Below are 16,892 nucleotides of genomic sequence, written 5' to 3'. Positions count from 1 at the left end.
ATCGTTTCTCAAGGGAGTTGCACGGTCTGGTCTGGCTGAGCGGTCACGGCGAAGATGGCCGCGTTCGGCTCCAGCGCCTTCAGCTGCCATGCGCCGAGCTGCTCGCCGTTGTGCAGCAACTGGATATCCTTGAGTGAGCGACTATCAGGAGGCGCTACGGCCAGAAAGCGCTCGCCACCGCGGGATTCAACACCCAGCACTGAGAATGGCGGCGAGAGCGGGGCAGGCTTGGCGCGAGCGGCTTTTTTCGGCTTGGCTGAGGAGGGTGTCGGTGATGGGAGTGATGACTGGGGCTTGAGGTCCAGGAGTCGCTGCTCAACGTGCTCAAGTCGTGCGCGTAGCGCGATCATATCGGCTGCGGTGGCACGGTCTGCCAGACCGTCGCGTAGCTCCTGAATCTCTTGCGCCCATTGATCCAACATCGGATCGAGGGTATTGGCCTGTCGCTCACCGGTATCGACCATCTGCTTCAGGTCTTTCAGTGCGTACTGCAGCTTCTCCTGTGCATCCATGAGGGTGCTTGAATCACGTTGCAGGGTATCCAGGGTCTGTAAGCGTTGGGCGTTCGCATTTTCCAGCTCGGTCACGCGTTGATACTGGTTATACAAGCCACCACTTAGCCCGGAGACCGCCAGACAAAGTGAGCCGACAATGAGAGTTTGAAATGTCGAGGCTTTCATGGACGAGCCTCCGACTGATGGGACGAGGTTGGCGTGACCCGCACCGTGCCGCTATTTTTCTGCGGTTCGTAGCAGACCGAACGGCTAACTTCATCGGTCGTGAGTTGCCAGGCGGGGCCAGCCAGCACTTGGAGCGCGCTGCGTAATGAGATTGGGCCGAGCCGGTAATGGGCGGCGGGCAGAGGCCGGGTAAACAGTATTTTCACTGGCTCTTCGGCAGGACAGAGCGAATAACCCGAGCGCAGCAGCACGTAGTGCATCGCTTCCTGTACCGAAGAATTCAGGTGGGACGGAATGCTCACGTCAACGATTTGAGCGAGAAGATCACGTTGTTCCGTGGTGGGGTCGGTGCTGACCAGCGTATAGCGGCCATAGCGGAGCTCTGACGGATGGTTTTCGTCGGCTGCGCTCCTCGATAACTGAGGCCGATTGGAGCCACCGTCAATCTCTGGATGAGTCGGCAATGGGGTTGGGATTTGCGCGGTGCAAGCACTCAACAAGCCCAGCAGGCAGACAGGCGTGAAAAAACGCTCCATGGAAAAAACCTCATGTCAGATTCAGTGCAGAACCTGACATGAGGTGAAGGAGCCAAGCAGTGAGAAAGTCGATTCAAGGCGAGTCGCGTTAACGCTGAAGGCATTACTACTGATCAAAAATGGCGAGCCCATCCAAGACGGCAGCGTCGGGGTCGAAAATCAACAACCTCACATCCGCCAATGCCGCCAGATACAGCACGTTGATCAAGGCCTCCGGCGTACCTGCGTCGAGCTGCTCTTGCCTCAGCGAAGAGTAAGGATTGCCCTCGATCTTCACCAAGTTATCGTCGGTCCAGGGCGTCCCGATCAGCTTACATCCGACGCCATTGCAGTCTGGCAGGGCAAAGGGTTCAAACAGCAGTCCGGTTGGCTTGGAGTCGAAATTGCCAACCCGGATTTCCAAGTGGCGTAGTGCTTCGTCAGTGAGGTGTGCGGTACTGATTTCCCAGGCTCGACTGTAGTGTCCTGTGTCGAAATTCAAGCGATGGATCATGGCTTGGGCTTCTTCCAGGGAGTACAGGTCACCGACGTGATGTCGCTCGTTGAGCATTTCGCCAGTCACGGCATAAGTCACTTGCCGCACCAGTCCGGTGGATTGGAAGCGTTCATCCAATTCATCCGGAATGGACTGACCCTCGCTGATCAGAGCGGAGTCGTCGTTGAACAGGCAGGGGAACAGTTCTAGCGCATCGTCGGGCAGATGAGCTTGTGAGTCGTGTACGGAGCGAAAGCAGGGAGGGCAGTCGTTTGCATAGGTGATCAGCAGCAGCCGTTCGATAGATAGATTGTCATAGCCGCGAACGAATGGGTTTGAGGCCCCTAGCATGGCTGGGGTTTGGGTAGTGGCGTTCATGAGTATTCTCCAGGATGAAAATGAACAAGGCGCCCGAAGGCGCCTGTAAGGGTTAAAGCCAACCGTACTCGGCAAGAGAAAGTGGGCGACCTTCACCCACGATGAAGTGATCCAGTACGTGAACCTCGATCAACGCCAAGGCCTCCTTCAACCGTGCGGTCAAGACGCGATCTGCCTGGCTGGGTTCCGTACATCCTGAGGGGTGATTATGAACAAAAATGGCGGCTGCTGCGTTATGCGCTAGGGAGCGCTTGACGACTTGTCGGGGGTAAACGCTGGCGCCATCGATGCTGCCGTGAAAGAGGATCTCGAACGCTAGAACGCGATGGCGGGCATCGAGAAAAATCACACCGAAAACTTCATGCTCTTGTTGCGCAAGATGAAGTTTCAGATATGAGGCCACGGCGTCAGGTGACGTCAGGTTGGGGCCGCGGGTGAACAGCCGACGATCCAGAATGTGCAGCGCTTCGTCGATCAGCTGGTTTTCCTGGGCGATACGATCAGCCTCGAAATCCGAGGTTTCAATCAGGGTGAGTGGGGTGCTCATGGCGTACCTCCGAAGGGAACAATCCGGGGGGTACACACCCGAGGGGAGTGGTGCCCCCTAGGTGGATATAGAATGACGGGCGTTGCGCGATGACGCGCTGTTCACAACCGAGTGAATCGGTGGCGTTGTCCGTGCAGGTGTGAATCGCAACCGGCGCAGGGCAATGGGGAGAAGGTTCTTATGCCACGGCCAGTTTCGGGGTCGAAGTCGGCACTGATGGGCATTAGCCGAACCAGCCCGCGATGGAGACCGGCGATGCGTTTCTCGATTTCATCCGTCGTGTAGTAGAGCGATAACCTGCTGTAGTCCTCGTAAGCCGCAGCGAACAGGCAATCGTCGCAAAGCCAGAAGGATTCCATGTGGGTTCTCCTGTGCGGATTGAAGAAAGGCGCTCGATTGAGCGCCTTGATGTAAACAACGTGAATTGTTCAGGCGGACTGAACAGTACGTGTGGCGACACGGCGGGCCGTGCGGGGAGTGGGTGCAGATTCAGGTTTGATCCTGGTCTCTGTTGGGTTGTCGGTATCCTCAGCTTCGGCATCAGCCGACGTTGGGGATGGCTCACTGTTTGGCGCTGGCTCAACAGGTGCTGTTGCCTCCTGCCTGGCCGGCGCTTTGTATTCGAACGTGCCGTTGACCTTGATCCAGTCGATGTACAGCAGACGACCTTTCAGGCTGGCACCCGGCTGGCCTTGTTTATCGCCTTTCTCATAGAGAAATGGGTCAATCCACAGATCGCCGATACGGAACGACAGCAAGACCTTTTTCTCGGCTCTGACGGCGTCCATATAGAGACGAGTCAAGCGTTCAGCTTCGCCTCCAGCGACTTTGCAGTCGAAGCGGGTGTACTCGACCGCATCGGCGGCACCGTGCAGAGCCGCGATATCGCAGGCCATGAACGGCTGGCCGCGACGGACTTGTACTTCACGAACACGGTTGAGGTAGCCGATACCGACGGTGTGCAGATTGAAGTAAGTGGTCGCTTCATGGGATTGGTTGGCGTGGGCCATGGTGGTTCTCCTGTTTCACGGGAAAACGGCGACGCACAGCCCCCTGAGGGGGAAGTGAGCCCCCGTCAGGGTGGGTTAGGTGAAGGCGAGCGATGAACGACTCGTCACCGGCAAGCCGATGACAATCAGAACGATGCGCCTGGGGAGTAGCGGTGCAGCAGAAGAGAATCTGCAGTAGTGGTCTGCGGACTGGGGATAGTGGGCATTCATCACCGCTGACGCGGTGATCGTGCGAGCCTCCGAATGCTGATCGCACTTGGGTAAACCACCACGAGCGTGGCGTAGCCTTGAAGGTTCAAGCTACCTGGGCTGGGCTGTCAACGACAGCGAACCACGCCCTTTGTATAAGCATGTCACAGGGGAGCGTCAAGACGCCGTAAGCTGATTTTTTATAGCCGGAATACAGTGGAAATTATTGGACTGAAAAAAATGAAGAGCGGGCCTGGCGGGGTGCCAGGCGAGGAACAGAAAAGCCACCTTAGGCGGTCTGACGCAGTCGACAAGCTCCTCGCAAAACTTGATTTAACTGGGCCATGATTCGCCAACCGACCCTTATCGTGGCCTGGGTCGGAATACGCTGGCACGCATCCGCGCACAAAGGGTGCCCAGTGTTTCCCGGCGGGCTCCGGGACTGAATGCGATCGCGGTAGCGGATGACCGCTGCTGCCTGGCAGAAGCAACAGTGGTCATCCGCCACATTGATCCGGTCGAGCACAAAGCGGGAATGAAATTCCGCAGAAGAGAAGGCTCCGAACTCAGGGAGTCCGACCGAGCTACCCGGAGCGAATCGGTCTTGGGTCGCCGTAGCGATGATGCTGAGGCACTACAGCAGAGCGGGTGTGACGACGTCAAGCCAGTGTGCTGAGAGGTTATTTGCTACTGAGATGAGCGGCCAGCTGTTCGACGGTCGTCAGGATAAAGGCACGGTCGCGTTCTTGAAGGCCGCTCAGCAGGCCCGCGATCATCTGGCCCTGGTCGTTGGGGCGAGTGCTCGACTCCGTCAGCAGTTCATCCATCCGGCAGTCGAAGATGTCTGCCAGTTGCATCAGCTTGACCACGGAAAGCTCCACCACACCCCGCTCAAGGCGCGAAATGGCTTCGCTACCGATCCCCAGTCGTTCAGCCACCTCTTCCTGGGTCAGATTACGCTGGGTGCGGTGCTTCGCGATCATGCGTCCGATTTGGGCTTGGGTTGGATGTTTATGTGCCAAGTGATGAGTTCTCCAATTCAACCCGAATGGTTGAGCAAAGACCCGTTGACATGAACATCCTTAACGGTTGAGTATCGACTTATAGGGTTGTTATATTGACTGAAATACCTGTTTGTCGCGACGTGACATGTGTTCCTTCAGGAATCAGAGCCCGTAGTGACCAGTGAGACTGAGCGGTCTGATAGGACCAAATGGAGGAATGGTTGAGCATGGATGAGCAACGCGAGAACGACATGGACTTGATCTGGGCTCGAACACTAGAGCTGTTCATTAAGATCCATGATTGCCCTGATAACCCCGCACACCTCGACAGCCTTGTTCATTGGCTCAACGAAGATCCTGCTCACCTGAAAGCGTTCAACGAACTGGGGCAGATATGGATCGCGACAGGCATCGCGTTGGCCCGTGAAATCGGACAACCGCTAAGCGACTTGGAGAAGGATCAACTGCCGTTGACGATGCACTGACCCGGACATCACCCCCAAATCTCATATGAACGCCAATGGTGCTCATGGACGACGTATACCTTTGTTGATCGGCACCGTGCTTTTGCAGTCTGGGTAGTGGGAGCATGACCAGAACGGCCCTGATTTTCCCTTCCTCCTTAGCATTGCTGCGTTGCAAATGGGGCAGACAGGCCCGGCTTCGACCGGTACCGACAAGGTAAGCGCTCCGCAGTTTGCGATCAGCTGCGTAATCCAGTGCGCCTGCTTGGCAACGAATGCATCCAAGGTCAGACGTCCCGCTTCGATTTCATCCAGCGCTTGCTCCCAGATCGCTGTCATACCCGGATCTGCGACTGCTGCGGGTACCGCTTCGATCAGGGTATGGGCCGCTGCGGAGGCCGTTAAGGCACGTTTTTTCTTCAACAAATAACCGCGATCAATCAACCCCTTGATGATGCCGGCTCGCGTGGCTTCAGTGCCGATACCGGTGGTGTCCCGAAGTTTCTGTTTCAGACGCGGGTCGTTGACCAGCTTGGCCACATTTTTCATCGCCCTGATCAGATCACCCTCGGTGAGCGGTTTGGGAGCGGCGGTGCGCATGGACTTTAGTTCGACGTCGTCCACTGCGCACTGGCTACCCTGTTGTAGGGCGGGCAACACCTGGGTCTTTTGACCGGGTTCATCGTCTTCGGGGTTGTCGGAGAGTAAGCCTTTCCAGCCCAAAACCAGGATCTGTTTGCCAACAGCGGTTAACCGTTCTTCGCCGCACTCCAGTTCGACCTCGGTTCGATCAAACTCGTGATGCGGCAGGAATTGCACGAGGTAGTGGCTACGAATCAGTTCGTAGACTTGGCGCTCTTGTTCGGACATCCGCCCAAGGTTCGCCGGCTCGGTGGTGGGGATGATGGCGTGGTGCGCGGTGATCTTGGCATTGTTCCATGCTCGTGAGCGCAATGATCGATCGATGCTTCCGAGCGCTGGGCGTAACGCGGGATCCATTCTGAGCAGGGCATCGAATACCGCGGCGACCTCGTTGAACATGCTCTCTGGCAAATAGCGGCAATCGCTGCGCGGATAGCTGGTGGCTTTGTGGGTTTCATACAAGGCTTGGGCGATGTTCAGGGTTTCCTGAGCGCCGAGTCCCAGCTTGCGTGAACAGACTTCTTGCAGTGTGCTCAGGTCGAAGGGCAGGGGTGGCGCTTCGCGCCAATGCTCAGTCTGCAGCGAGACTACGGTGGCGGTCTTGCTGCCAGAAAGCGCTTGGACGGCTTGACTGGCAAGCGCCTGCTGCAGGCAGCGACCGGCTTCGTCACGTCCTGAACCGGGCGGTATCCACGACGCGATGAAGGGTTGCCCCATTGAAGAAAGGTGCACATCCACCATCCAATACGGCACAGAGACGAAGCTTGCAATCGCGCGGTCTCGTTCAACCACCAAGCGCAAAGTGGGCGTTTGGACGCGTCCAATCGACAGGACGCCGTCATAGCCCGCCCGCCGTCCTAGGAGGGTAAACAAACGACTGAGATTCATACCAATCAGCCAATCGGCGCGGCTGCGGGCGAGGGCTGAGTGATAGAGCGGGAAGGTCTCCTGACTAGACTTCAGCGAGGACAGTGCTTTGCGAATCGATGCCTCGTTGAGGGCTGATAACCAGAGGCGCTCAACAAAACCACGATAGTTGCAGAGCTCTAATAATTCGCGGGCAATCATTTCACCTTCGCGATCGGCGTCGGTGGCGATGACGACGATGGTAGCTTCGCTGAGCAGGTGTTTGATGATTTTGAACTGCGCGACAGTCTTGGGTTTGACCTCAACCTTCCACTGCGCGGGAATGATCGGTAGATGATCCAACGACCAGGTTTTGTACTGATCGCCATAGGCTTCAGGTGGGGCCGTTTCCAGCAGGTGACCGATACACCAGGTGACGGTTGTCTCGCGTCCGATCAAGCAACCATCGCCACGTCGGCTGGCTCCGAGAACCTTGGCGATGTCACGTCCTTGGGAGGGTTTCTCGCAGAGAAAGAGACGCATAGAACTGCTCCGGGTTGAGTTCGGAGCAGCGTTGTTGGAAACAGCAGTGGCAAGCTATGAGAAACCTGAATGGCAGGTTCCTCATATTAGTCGGTGAGGGCAGTTTTGATTGGGGGTGAGGCTACTACCATCACGTGGACGACAGTGCTTCACGAGCAGCGAGTAATGACAGGCCAGGAACTTCGCGCAAAGGCGCAACTTTTATGCCTCCAAGTTAGTCATGCCGATGGTAGCTGCCCTCTGCGCTTTTTGGACTTCGACGCTGGCGAGCTGGCCTGGTCTGTAGCCTGCCCGACGGGATCCGCAGACGAGGCTGATTCACTTGAGCGCTCCCGCATGACCACTTTCTGCACGCGATGAGGCAGGATGCCGATACGACGCGCCTCGATCTTGAAGGTGACCCGCGCATTGTCTTCACTGTCCTCCCACTCATCGCGCACCGTGCGGCCCTCTACCAATATGCGCATGCCTTTCTGGTACAGCGTGCTCCAATGTTCAGCTTCGCGGTGCCAGAGCTCGACCGGCGCCCAATAGCCGCCTCGATCTTCGTAGCTGCCATCGCGTGGCACGGGGTTGTCGAAGTACACATTCAGCCGCAGCAAACGCCGTGGCTCGTCATTGCCTGATGGGAACTCCTGGAACTCTGGCGCACTGCCGATGTTGCCTTCGCCGACGAAAAAAGTACTCATCGTGATATCTCCGCTGCTGGTGTGGACTGGCGCAGCAGCCGTTCGGCACTGGCCATTTTGATTGCGCAGGTTGAAGCCTGACGGTAGAGCGAATGCATCACACTCATCTGCAAGTTCAGTGCAATGCGCTCGCATTCGAAACGGTGCAATGCCTCGCGTACGGTTTGCGGCAAGGCCTTGTTGGAGGCTTGGCGCTCCCAGACCGCAACGCCCATACGCGCGAAGTCACGGGTGCGCCATCGCAAAAAGGTGCTGCCCGCACTGGTGTTCTGCAGCACCAATCGAATATCCAGCAGCGAGAAAGGCGGTTGTCCGGCCCGCAGCGCCACCGCCTCCATGAGGCGACATAACTGCGCCTCGGTTTCCCTCGCCACCTGCGCCAGGTATTCCAGCTCCCCCTTACCCTTAAAAGGTTTTAAAAGGCCTTTTAGGGAAGTAGCGTGTTCGAGGTGTCGATAGGCATCCGGCGTGAGTGTTTCGAGGGGGGTTGGCTGAGTCGAGATAATGGACTTCATGCTTCGTCCTCCGACTCATCTACTGTCGCAGATGGCGCTGCCGCGTTCTCCGCCAACGCGTCAGCCTCATCCACTGCCACAGCACCACGACGAACGATGGGCGGCGCGAACTGGGAGCGGCGATGCCCCTCAAGGATGTCCGTAGGGGGCAAACCCATTCTCTCGATTGCCGCCAGAGCACGAGCGTTGTTCGCCGCCATGTCATCACGGGTGACGCCAGCATGCCGATAGCGCTGGGCCTGGCCGAACAGGCTGCGCAGCAGATGGGCGCCGTCGTCGATCCAGGCTTCCATGTCTCGGCGGCCGATCAAGGCGGTGTGATGGGCCAACAAGGTATGGCGCACCAAGGTGTCGTAGTCAGTCAGCAGGTAGACTGCGAGGAAGCCCAGCTGGCTGCCGATGTACAATGGCAAGGTGACGGGGTGGATGTTGAGGTTGTCCCCCATATCAATCTGTGTCGGCAGATCCTGTCTTATTCGGTCTAACTGTTGAGTCAGTTCCAGCATCCCGGCCTTTGCTTGCATCAGTTTTTCTTCGAGCTGCACGATGGCCCAATCTGCATAGGGATCGTCCTGGGCCGCAGTTTGTTTGATCAGGTTGGTGACACTGATGTAACCGGCCATACCCATGATCGAGTGGACGCCTTCGCGTGCGGCTCGACCTTGCCAGATACGGGCTGCATGGTGGGTATGCAGGGTCAGGGTGATGCTGCTGCGCAATGAACCCAGATTGAGTTGATAGTGATCGGCCATGGTGTTGTCCTCGCATAGGCTTGGACGGGACGTTGCGACAGATCAGGGTCAAGGACAGCCAAAAAGCTGAATGCGGTCTGTTCGGTTTGGTGAGAGAGGGCAAATGCCTGACGTCTACGTTTATTGGAAATACGCCCAGGCGTTTCCCTAAACGCTCCATGGTTCGGTCCGATATTTTCGTAGATTGGAATCTCTATGGATTTGATGCCACTGGCATCAAATCTACTGACGTCCACTGCCTCCACGCAGTTGGCGCAGCTCATTTAGGCACGCTTGGGCGAGGGCTGATGCAGGTTCGCCCTTTTTTCGAGAAGGCCGCGAGGGGTCGGTTGGGTGCGGCTCTGCGACGGGGGACGGTTCGACCTGACTTGCCCAAGGACGAAAGTCGCCTTTCAGCGCACGCTGGATCAGGCCCATCAGATATGCCGCCGGCTTGCGTATACCACCGGCCGCACAGCGTGCCCCCGCTTCGTTAAGCACCGCCTGCTGATCCGCTGGGTTGAGCTTGTTCAGCGCCACGGCGACGGCCTGACGTTCGCTTGGGCTCAGGTGTAGCGAAGTGGGCCAGTGCAGGTTATCCACAGTAGAGGTCGCGCGCGGTACTGTACATTTACTTTCTTTTAATACAGTACAGGCGGCGTTCGAATTCCGAACGGCGCCGGAAGCACCGGCGTTCCAGCCTGGTTCGGAATCCGAACGAGGGCCTGCACGATTCCGAACGTGGTGATCTTCCCCACGTTCGGAATCGTGGAATGCATCACCGGGTGGCTGATCCAAGCCTTGCTGCGCCCACTGTTCGCCCCAACTGTCCAGCCGCGTCGGTAACCGACCCTGATCGATATTCGTGTCCTGTCGGACCTCCTCCACAATGTGCTGAGCGACAATACGCACGGCCTTTGTCGCATGACCGAGGGCATGTCCGACCAGTTCTAGGTAGTCCTGATCGAGCTCCATGGCTTCGGCGGGGGTTAACGGCTCATCGTGCAGAACGTACAAAGAACCTTGTAGCTGCCCGCTGATTTGATCGCGACCGCGGCTAACCAAACTGAGCCAACGAGTGAGCCTGAGCATCGTCAACACGCGTGCAATGGTTTCACGTGAGGCTGACGCACCGTAGGGCACGCTCGAGAGGTAAGGCTGCAAATCCTCATAGCGCGGCGTAACCACGCCCTGGCCTTGCAGCATGAGCCGAAATACCTGCCAGGCATTTCGCTCCAATGGCGTCAGCCGATTATCCAACAGCAGCCGACGTGGCACGACTTCGTGTGATTGGCCACTAAACAGAAAACCAGCCTGTAGACCCTGGTTGGAGGGCTGTTCAGTGGTAGGGCGTGCTGGCCAGCGCTCATGCAGCTGTTGTGTGCATTGCTGCAGGACACGTTGCCAGCGACTGGCGGGAACAGCATTCATGTTTTGTTGCTGTACTGGTCGATTTGCTGCCAAACGATGGTCAAGCTGATCTGCTGTTCTTCGGCAAGCATCATCATGGCGTCGAGTTTATCCTCGGTGCCGTCCTCTGTTCGTATTTGGCACCAACGTTGCCACAACACATGCTCCTGCGCTTCGCTTAAATGTTGGGGGCGGCCTTTACGAGTTTCTATCTTGAGTAGACGCCGACGCATGGCTGTTTCCGAATGCGCCAAGCCAAAACACTGGTACATAATGGTGCTGCTGGCGCCGAGTTTGAGCGCTCGGTTGATCAACCGTTCGTTTTGTTCATCGCGTTCAGCTTGTTCGATCAAACGATGCAGCACCGGCGAGTCAATCTTGACCTCGAGCCAAGGGACTGTGGCATGGGCCAGGCGCGATAACGTGGTCGGTGGTAAGGATTGCAGCACGAAGATGTCATCCTCACTCAGTCCAAGTGCCTTGCAGCGTTGCAGGTTGCCCAGGCGTAGTTCGTGCAGTACCTGGGTTAGCATGGCTTGATTGAGCATATTGAAGGACAAGTTCATCTCAGCGCCTCCGGTGAGTTTTTGTCTTCAGAGATGAGTGTTAAGTCGATTAGACGCCGGGCCAGGCGTATCAAGCGAAACAGCTTAATTAACAGACTGTCAGGCAGTCGCTCCAGCCCCACGTCCGTGACTGGTCTATCTGGTAGAGGGAGTTGATAGACACCCAGCAACAACTGCCCGAACAGTGCGGAAGGGATTTGCTTGCGATCCTCCCAGTTCACCTCGTCTTGAGCCCGTAACAGGGCCAGGAGCATTAGGTGAATGCCGGTCGAGCGGGGTGCTGAAAGATCAAGTCGCTCAATGTCCAAAGAGAAGCCCAAGCCAAGCTTCTGATTAATAATGCTCTCGGCATCTCCGGCATACGCCGCCATTTCCCGGGCCAGTCCTGCAATGCTTAAACGCAGTTGTTCGGGCGTATCCAGCGTTGGTGCGATGGTCCAGAGGTCGTCGATTGTGCAGGTTTCGAATGAAGACTCCGTTTCGGTAATGATCTCGCGATCGATTTGCTCACGAATCTGTTGAACGCGTGATAGGCGACTGACCGCAGGTAAAGTATTTGTTTCGGGTGCGTTGAGCTGTTCTTCTGAAACTGGCTCTATCTTGCTCTTGGCATCAGTTGATTCGGGTTTAGTGTCGGAGGAGGGCAACTCTGCCGCAGTTTCATGCACGCTTGGTCGATGGCTGCTTTCTGAGGGTGTGGTGATGACAGCCCCAGGCGTGGAGACGACCCGTTGGGTATCGCTCAGCTCCAGGGCCAGCATACGGCAGGACTGTCCGAGCAAGTGGCTCATGCGTTCGAGCAATTCGTCCTGGATCTGCTCAAGATCAAAGGATTCAGGATCGCCATCGAAGTAGCCCATGGTCTCCAGCCAGAACTCTGCAAACGCGACTGTGGCGGTTGGATAGCGGTTCCAGGTTCGCTCAGCCTGACTACGTAGACCGATCAGACGTTCTATCTGAGGCTTACCCAAGCCGGCATACAGAGTTTGTGGAATGGCGGGTAATAAGTGTTCGAGGGTGTCCAGCATCCGGCTGATATGCGACTGCGAAACCGGATAGCCTCCAGCGGCAAGACGTCGAGCCAGCTCCCGTTGTGAGAGCTCTGGGCCATCCGACTCAAGCATGGTTTTGAGTTTGGCTACTGCCAGGGCTCTTTCGATGAACGTGAGTTGGCCGTGCAGGTCGCTTTCCGCCAGATGGCCGAGTAGGGCGTTGGTTTCATTGCTCCAAGGTCGGAACAGGCAGTGAATCCGAAAGAAACGCTCGTCGCGAGTTTCCTGCCACAGCTCGCCGAGAATTGCTAAGCGCGTATTACCGCCGTTGCGGATGATGAAAGACGTTTCACCCGGACGGCGGGTAATCGGTGGCGGTTGATCCAGCCCGCGTTCACGGATCGACGCCTTTATATCGTCATAAAGCGGATTACGGATGAAGCGTGGGTTGTGCTCGTAGGGGCGTAACTGTTCCAGAGTGACTAGCATGGGAGTGTCGATGACTGGATCGGGCAGTCGCTCCAGTCCAGGACCTTGAGTGAAGTGGTCCTGGTGCAGCTTGTCGGTGATTTCCTCCTGACTGAGCTTCTTCATCTGAACCGCCTCGATCAACTCCGGCTACGCAAATGGTCACCGACCTCGAATTTCACGATTTCGGCAGTCTCTGAACCTTCGAAATGGTGGGATAGTTCTGCGAGGAACCACACCATGGCCGAGCGCCCCCCTTGCAAACGAAAAACCACGGTGCAGTACTCCTCGCAAGCCGCGTCGCGTGGTCGAATGGAAGGCTGAACAACGATAGGAAACTGATCCAACATTAGAAAACTCCTTACCAAGCCCTGTTGGTTTCAAGGTCGATCAAACAAAAAACGGTGAAATGTTGATTGGGCGATTTTTTACCGAGGCTCCGCACAACACATTACCGATGAGATTGCATCGCGCCATTCAGGAAATAATTCGATAGCCAGCGCTTGCATGATTTCTAACGCACACGGCGAGCGTCGGCGTTTACTCGATAGGCACTTATCTATTCGGTGGACCGGTAAACCGAGGGAGGCGGCATTGAGATATGCCACGCGGTCGGGGATTACGGTGTCTAGCACCGAGATATTGGTAGCCTCTGCGAAAGTCTCGCGCAGGCTTCGGATGATCATCCGGGTGTCCACTCGATTGACGTTCACCTGGTTCAGTAAGAGCCGTAAGGGCGGCGGGTCGATGCCTAGGTGGCGAAACGGTTCGAGCTCACTCAGTAACTTCAAGGTGCCACGGCGCATTTCGCGGGCAGCGAGCATTTCCGGCGTGATGGGAGAGAGGGCGAGATCGGAGGCCAGGATGGCCATCTCCAGCAATACACTGCGTGCTCCCTGTGTGTCGATCAAAAGCAGGTCATAATTGAGACTCAACTCATTGAGCAAATTGTGCAGGCGCAGTCGTCCGTCAGGTGCATGCAGCAACAAGGTGCTCAGTCGACCTTGATCGTCGTTGGAGAAAATCAGGTCGAGACCGACGACTGCAGTCCTAGATATTATTCGTTCAGGCACTGTTAGATTGAGTGCAATGAGCTCGTATGCACCTGCATGAGCTTTCTGGCTCAGTGAATAATAACTGGAGAGGGTGGGTTGGCTATCTAGATCCAAGAGCAGAACACGCAGACCAGCATCGGCCAACAGGCCACCGAGGTTCGCCGCTACTGTAGTTTTACCTACGCCACCCTTGGTGGACACCACCGAGACCACGTGCATCACCTCACTCCTGTCGCGAAAGGCGTTCTGCAATCCAGTGCTCGATTTCCAGTGAGTCCCAGCCGACTGCGCGTAGCCCCACGCGTTTGGCTTTAGGGAATTTGCCTTCCTTCATCAGGTTGTAGATGTGTGAACGTTTGAAGCCGGTTCTTCGTTCGACTTCTTCGCGCCGCATGATATGACGTTCGAGCGCCGGTTGGTCTGTTTCAGTGATGTAGGAGGATTGGCTGGACATGGCGGTCTCTCTTGGCGCTGACTGGCGCGTGGTGGGAAGTGACCTAAATTGAATAGCAAAAATGGACGGGAGTCATTGCGCCGCAACGGGAGTGACTGCAACGCAATCCGTCTCATTGATTTATGAGGCTGCGCTTACCAGCAGCAAATTTTTCGTCCAGCGTACGCTTGGTTATGCCCGGTACGTCTTTATAGTGAGCGGTTAGCGCGTCAACGATGGCCGCTTGGGATTGGAAAACTGACAATGGTTTTCCAGACGGGGACTTATCGAGAAACAGATTGACCATCGCCCCGATAATGTTGAGATAAACGGATTCGCTGCGATCGCTGACTTTACGATTGGTCTTGAGCAAGTGATGTATGTTCTTTCTTTCTAATCCGATGGCTTCAAGGTCATTAAGCAACTGCTGATGAGCTGCTTCCAACCTCTTTATGCTCACTTGCAAAGCATCCCGATCACCTTGCAATGCTAAGTATGTCTCAATGCTGATGCCATTTTTTTGATGGAGGGGCTGTCCAAAGAGAAACGCTGGTCGTTGGTCAGGATAATATCGCGACATCCAACATTTTAGATCGGTGTGGCGGACGGTTATATGGTCGTAATCAACGGGAGTACCAATGGCCACCGGTACGCCGAAACATCCATAAGCGAGCTCCCCGTGTTGAATGGCATCGAAAATTTTTTCCGTATTTACATGCAGGCAGGGCCACTGCGGGAAGTTGGTTTTGAGCCTGCTTGGACAGTGTTGGGCTACTTCGAGTATTTCTTTTTCGTAGGTAGTCAAGTTGCACCAGCGCAAGGCTGCATCAACGGGTCTGTAAAAGAGTTTTGCATAAAGATTGCAGCTTTGGTTTGCGTACATAACGAATCACTCCATTGAGATGTTTTGCTCCTTCGCTTGCAAGTGAACGTATGGTTGTTTGGTATGCTGCGAATCCCGAGTCCTTAAAAAGAGCGGGTTGTCGCCACGATTGAGATGTATGATGATCGCTTCGTAATGGTGTATTTATATTCCGTATGATTATAGAGAAAATAATTTGTTGATGCGTTTGTGGGGGGGGGTTATCATGTGAGGTCTCTTGATCTTGGCAGAAAAAACAGGGGGTTGAGGCCCGCGGCGTTGACGGGATTGCAAGTTTAAACTGTTGTTAGTTTTTTTTGTGTATTGCTCTTCTGGGGCAGATTTTATCTCGTATCTTATCAATAAGATTGCAATTGTATAAAAATGAAATTTCTATTTTTATCATGATACTACGTTCGCTTCTCGCAAAAATGTCAAATTATGAATTTTTTACGCCATATTGGACGGCTCGCCATTATTAGGATTAGGCCGATGTGTCAGAGGAGGGCGACGGCGCCAGGTGCCCGAACCTTTTCTCCGGGCTTGGTGACGTTGGCGCAAAATTTAGAACGGTAAATATGCCGCGATTGTTGTCAAGCGAAGGACGTCACCGCACAGTAGATCTACGGCCACGCAGCCAGCCCCCATGGCCACTTACTTAATGAGCAATGCGGATAGGATAAAAGTCCTAGCCGACCTTTTCGCCTCAAATTTGAGACGAGCCCAGCGCCTGGCTCAGATCGTCGATAAGGTCATTTCCATCCCCCATCAAGAAAGGCGACTGCGGTAGCGATGTAGCAGACGAATAGCGAAAGCCCAAACCACGAGCGCTTCCAAATCCATCGCCGTATTACCCATTCCGGAATGAGTAGGTGCGTGATCATGGTCAGAGATGCCGCAACGCCAACGCAGATCACCATGGGGGTGATCAACAGGCCTGCGACTGAAAATTCACGCAGCATTATCAGCCTCACAATTTTTCTGTATCGCAATGCGGTAACTGTACCGCGTATATGATCTGTATCGCAATATGGTACAGTGCCCGAAATATTGGAGGTATTGATGGACGAGCGGATTCAGACTGGAGTCAACGATGAGCGTGGCGGGGGCATTCAGGTCATTGCCCGCGCAGCGAAAATTCTGAACCTATTGGGAAGAAGCGCCGGTGGTATGAGCCTGGGAGAAATAGCCCAGGCAGTAGATCTGCCTCGCTCAACGGTGCAGCGCATCGTAGGAGCGCTTGAAGAGCAGGGAATGATTCGAAGTGAAGGCGCTGGCGGAATCAGTCTTGGGGCGGGTTTGTTGAGGCTCGTTGCGAATGCACATGTTGACCGTATGACCGTCGTTCGCCCTTGGCTGCATAAGCTGAGCGAGGCCGTTCAAGAGACCGTTGTATTTTCGAGGCCTACTGGCATCCAGCTGATAGTTGAAGATCGTATTGTTGCTGATCGGGAGTTGCAGGTAACGCCACGTCTTGGCCAACTGGATACGCCACTGTATGGGACGTCAGCAGGACGGGCTCTCCTAGCTTTAGACAAGGATGAGGACGTGAAGGCTTTGTTTGCAACTGAAAGCGCTACGAAGCAAAAAACTTCGGTATCCCAGAGGCTGCTGAATCAGTTGGTCGATATTCGCAAAACCGGGATTTCGAGCGATCACGGTGAACTCATCGAGGGCATCACCACGACAGCTGTCGCGCTGGATACGGTGTTAGGCCGTTTCGCAATCTCAATGCCAATCCCTACATTTCGTTTCGAAAGGGCTCGCGATACCTACATTGAGGAGTTATTGCGTTGCAAGGCTGGAGTGTTCAAAGAGATCGGTATAGTCGGCTAGTGCACAAGCGGGACGATCCTG

21 protein-coding genes are annotated in these 16,892 nt (G+C 55.4%); 2 read left to right on the top strand and 19 right to left on the bottom strand.

Annotated features, from left to right (window positions below; all coding sequences use genetic code 11):
* Nucleotides 1-8: 8 nt before the first annotated feature.
* The 7 genes from ND528_RS20785 to ND528_RS20755 all read right to left on the bottom strand — a co-directional run bounded on the left by ND528_RS20785 (nucleotide 9) and on the right by ND528_RS20755 (nucleotide 4,837).
* Nucleotides 9-680, bottom strand: coding sequence for a chemotaxis protein (locus ND528_RS20785; protein ID WP_263471116.1), 672 nt, complete (start codon nucleotides 678-680; stop codon nucleotides 9-11).
* Nucleotides 677-1,216 carry a PFGI-1 class ICE element type IV pilus protein PilL2 gene (gene pilL2 / locus ND528_RS20780; protein ID WP_263471115.1) on the bottom strand — a complete coding sequence of 180 codons (540 nt, stop codon included), beginning with the start codon at nucleotides 1,214-1,216 and terminating at the stop codon, nucleotides 677-679. Before pilL2 ends, ND528_RS20785 begins: the two co-directional genes overlap by 4 nt.
* 106 nt (nucleotides 1,217-1,322) lie before the next feature.
* A complete protein-coding gene (locus tag ND528_RS20775; RefSeq protein WP_099587611.1) occupies nucleotides 1,323-2,069 on the bottom strand; it encodes a DUF5983 family protein in 747 nt (248 codons plus the stop codon).
* A 52-nt stretch (nucleotides 2,070-2,121) separates the two neighbouring features.
* Complete coding sequence (radC, locus tag ND528_RS20770; RefSeq protein ID WP_263471114.1) at nucleotides 2,122-2,616, bottom strand: RadC family protein; 495 nt, start codon at nucleotides 2,614-2,616, stop codon at nucleotides 2,122-2,124.
* Between the two features lie 101 nt (nucleotides 2,617-2,717).
* The gene (locus ND528_RS20765) at nucleotides 2,718-2,975 is read right to left on the bottom strand and encodes a hypothetical protein (RefSeq protein ID WP_263471113.1); all 258 of its coding nucleotides are present in this window, start codon (nucleotides 2,973-2,975) and stop codon (nucleotides 2,718-2,720) included.
* Nucleotides 2,976-3,044: 69 nt separating this feature from the next.
* The gene (locus ND528_RS20760; protein WP_263471112.1) at nucleotides 3,045-3,626 is read right to left on the bottom strand and encodes an STY4534 family ICE replication protein; all 582 of its coding nucleotides are present in this window, start codon (nucleotides 3,624-3,626) and stop codon (nucleotides 3,045-3,047) included.
* Between the two features lie 869 nt (nucleotides 3,627-4,495).
* Entirely contained in the window at nucleotides 4,496-4,837 is a 342-nt protein-coding gene (locus tag ND528_RS20755; RefSeq protein ID WP_039011292.1) for a helix-turn-helix domain-containing protein, read from the bottom strand.
* Nucleotides 4,838-5,046: 209 nt separating this feature from the next.
* Here ND528_RS20755 and ND528_RS20750 point away from each other — a divergent pair, with 209 nt between their 5' ends.
* Nucleotides 5,047-5,304 (top strand): hypothetical protein, encoded by a 258-nt coding sequence (locus ND528_RS20750; protein WP_263471111.1) that lies wholly within the window; start codon nucleotides 5,047-5,049, stop codon nucleotides 5,302-5,304.
* A 42-nt stretch (nucleotides 5,305-5,346) separates the two neighbouring features.
* Here the strand turns inward: ND528_RS20750 and ND528_RS20745 are convergent, their stop codons facing one another.
* The 12 genes from ND528_RS20745 to ND528_RS28515 form a co-directional block, all read right to left on the bottom strand.
* Nucleotides 5,347-7,314: a DNA topoisomerase III gene (locus ND528_RS20745; protein ID WP_263471110.1), complete on the bottom strand. Its 1,968-nt coding sequence runs from the start codon at nucleotides 7,312-7,314 to the stop codon at nucleotides 5,347-5,349.
* Nucleotides 7,315-7,532: 218 nt separating this feature from the next.
* Complete coding sequence (locus ND528_RS20740; protein ID WP_263471109.1) at nucleotides 7,533-8,003, bottom strand: single-stranded DNA-binding protein; 471 nt, start codon at nucleotides 8,001-8,003, stop codon at nucleotides 7,533-7,535.
* Nucleotides 8,000-8,518, bottom strand: a complete 519-nt coding sequence (locus tag ND528_RS20735) for a DUF3158 family protein (protein ID WP_263471108.1) — start codon at nucleotides 8,516-8,518, stop codon at nucleotides 8,000-8,002. Before ND528_RS20735 ends, ND528_RS20740 begins: the two co-directional genes overlap by 4 nt.
* Entirely contained in the window at nucleotides 8,515-9,270 is a 756-nt protein-coding gene (locus ND528_RS20730; protein ID WP_263471107.1) for a PFL_4669 family integrating conjugative element protein, read from the bottom strand. The genes ND528_RS20735 and ND528_RS20730 overlap by 4 nt, the downstream gene beginning before the upstream one ends.
* Nucleotides 9,271-9,492: 222 nt before the next feature.
* The gene (locus ND528_RS20725) at nucleotides 9,493-10,680 is read right to left on the bottom strand and encodes an STY4528 family pathogenicity island replication protein (protein WP_263471106.1); all 1,188 of its coding nucleotides are present in this window, start codon (nucleotides 10,678-10,680) and stop codon (nucleotides 9,493-9,495) included.
* Nucleotides 10,677-11,225, bottom strand: a complete 549-nt coding sequence (locus tag ND528_RS20720; protein ID WP_253397394.1) for a DUF2857 domain-containing protein — start codon at nucleotides 11,223-11,225, stop codon at nucleotides 10,677-10,679. Before ND528_RS20720 ends, ND528_RS20725 begins: the two co-directional genes overlap by 4 nt.
* Nucleotides 11,222-12,811 carry a ParB family protein gene (locus ND528_RS20715; RefSeq protein WP_263471105.1) on the bottom strand — a complete coding sequence of 530 codons (1,590 nt, stop codon included), beginning with the start codon at nucleotides 12,809-12,811 and terminating at the stop codon, nucleotides 11,222-11,224. The genes ND528_RS20720 and ND528_RS20715 overlap by 4 nt, the downstream gene beginning before the upstream one ends.
* Nucleotides 12,812-12,825: 14 nt before the next feature.
* The gene (locus ND528_RS28280) at nucleotides 12,826-13,035 is read right to left on the bottom strand and encodes a hypothetical protein (RefSeq protein WP_330221319.1); all 210 of its coding nucleotides are present in this window, start codon (nucleotides 13,033-13,035) and stop codon (nucleotides 12,826-12,828) included.
* 78 nt (nucleotides 13,036-13,113) lie between these two features.
* On the bottom strand, nucleotides 13,114-13,959 hold the full coding sequence (locus ND528_RS20710; RefSeq protein ID WP_263471104.1) for a ParA family protein: 846 nt from the start codon (nucleotides 13,957-13,959) through the stop codon (nucleotides 13,114-13,116).
* Between the two features lie 4 nt (nucleotides 13,960-13,963).
* Nucleotides 13,964-14,194: a helix-turn-helix transcriptional regulator gene (locus ND528_RS20705; protein ID WP_263471103.1), complete on the bottom strand. Its 231-nt coding sequence runs from the start codon at nucleotides 14,192-14,194 to the stop codon at nucleotides 13,964-13,966.
* Nucleotides 14,195-14,306: 112 nt separating this feature from the next.
* Nucleotides 14,307-15,056: a hypothetical protein gene (locus ND528_RS20700; protein WP_263471102.1), complete on the bottom strand. Its 750-nt coding sequence runs from the start codon at nucleotides 15,054-15,056 to the stop codon at nucleotides 14,307-14,309.
* A gap of 731 nt (nucleotides 15,057-15,787) precedes the next feature.
* The gene (locus tag ND528_RS28515; protein ID WP_408005048.1) at nucleotides 15,788-15,997 is read right to left on the bottom strand and encodes a DUF1656 domain-containing protein; all 210 of its coding nucleotides are present in this window, start codon (nucleotides 15,995-15,997) and stop codon (nucleotides 15,788-15,790) included.
* Nucleotides 15,998-16,097: 100 nt separating this feature from the next.
* On the opposite strand from ND528_RS28515, the gene ND528_RS20695 reads away from it, so the two are divergent.
* On the top strand, nucleotides 16,098-16,871 hold the full coding sequence (locus tag ND528_RS20695; protein WP_263471101.1) for an IclR family transcriptional regulator: 774 nt from the start codon (nucleotides 16,098-16,100) through the stop codon (nucleotides 16,869-16,871).
* Nucleotides 16,872-16,892 lie beyond the last annotated feature (21 nt).

Origin of the sequence: Pseudomonas mercuritolerans (assembly GCF_025706525.1) — a bacterium.
In the GTDB taxonomy this organism is placed as follows: domain Bacteria; phylum Pseudomonadota; class Gammaproteobacteria; order Pseudomonadales; family Pseudomonadaceae; genus Aquipseudomonas; species Aquipseudomonas mercuritolerans.
This window is presented reverse-complemented; position numbering and strand designations above follow the sequence as displayed.

Coding starts and splice junctions, on each gene's coding strand:
- ND528_RS20785 (WP_263471116.1), bottom strand. CDS start 680: ATGAAAGCCTCGACATTTCAAACTCTCATTGTCGGCTCACTTTGTCTG.
- ND528_RS20700 (WP_263471102.1), bottom strand. CDS start 15,056: ATGTACGCAAACCAAAGCTGCAATCTTTATGCAAAACTCTTTTACAGA.
- ND528_RS20775 (WP_099587611.1), bottom strand. CDS start 2,069: ATGAACGCCACTACCCAAACCCCAGCCATGCTAGGGGCCTCAAACCCA.
- ND528_RS20720 (WP_253397394.1), bottom strand. CDS start 11,225: ATGAACTTGTCCTTCAATATGCTCAATCAAGCCATGCTAACCCAGGTA.
- ND528_RS28515 (WP_408005048.1), bottom strand. CDS start 15,997: ATGCTGCGTGAATTTTCAGTCGCAGGCCTGTTGATCACCCCCATGGTG.
- ND528_RS20750 (WP_263471111.1), top strand. CDS start 5,047: ATGGATGAGCAACGCGAGAACGACATGGACTTGATCTGGGCTCGAACA.
- ND528_RS20705 (WP_263471103.1), bottom strand. CDS start 14,194: ATGTCCAGCCAATCCTCCTACATCACTGAAACAGACCAACCGGCGCTC.
- radC (WP_263471114.1), bottom strand. CDS start 2,616: ATGAGCACCCCACTCACCCTGATTGAAACCTCGGATTTCGAGGCTGAT.
- ND528_RS28280 (WP_330221319.1), bottom strand. CDS start 13,035: ATGTTGGATCAGTTTCCTATCGTTGTTCAGCCTTCCATTCGACCACGC.
- pilL2 (WP_263471115.1), bottom strand. CDS start 1,216: ATGGAGCGTTTTTTCACGCCTGTCTGCCTGCTGGGCTTGTTGAGTGCT.
- ND528_RS20745 (WP_263471110.1), bottom strand. CDS start 7,314: ATGCGTCTCTTTCTCTGCGAGAAACCCTCCCAAGGACGTGACATCGCC.
- ND528_RS20725 (WP_263471106.1), bottom strand. CDS start 10,680: ATGAATGCTGTTCCCGCCAGTCGCTGGCAACGTGTCCTGCAGCAATGC.
- ND528_RS20695 (WP_263471101.1), top strand. CDS start 16,098: ATGGACGAGCGGATTCAGACTGGAGTCAACGATGAGCGTGGCGGGGGC.
- ND528_RS20765 (WP_263471113.1), bottom strand. CDS start 2,975: ATGGAATCCTTCTGGCTTTGCGACGATTGCCTGTTCGCTGCGGCTTAC.
- ND528_RS20730 (WP_263471107.1), bottom strand. CDS start 9,270: ATGGCCGATCACTATCAACTCAATCTGGGTTCATTGCGCAGCAGCATC.
- ND528_RS20760 (WP_263471112.1), bottom strand. CDS start 3,626: ATGGCCCACGCCAACCAATCCCATGAAGCGACCACTTACTTCAATCTG.
- ND528_RS20715 (WP_263471105.1), bottom strand. CDS start 12,811: ATGAAGAAGCTCAGTCAGGAGGAAATCACCGACAAGCTGCACCAGGAC.
- ND528_RS20710 (WP_263471104.1), bottom strand. CDS start 13,959: ATGCACGTGGTCTCGGTGGTGTCCACCAAGGGTGGCGTAGGTAAAACT.
- ND528_RS20740 (WP_263471109.1), bottom strand. CDS start 8,003: ATGAGTACTTTTTTCGTCGGCGAAGGCAACATCGGCAGTGCGCCAGAG.
- ND528_RS20735 (WP_263471108.1), bottom strand. CDS start 8,518: ATGAAGTCCATTATCTCGACTCAGCCAACCCCCCTCGAAACACTCACG.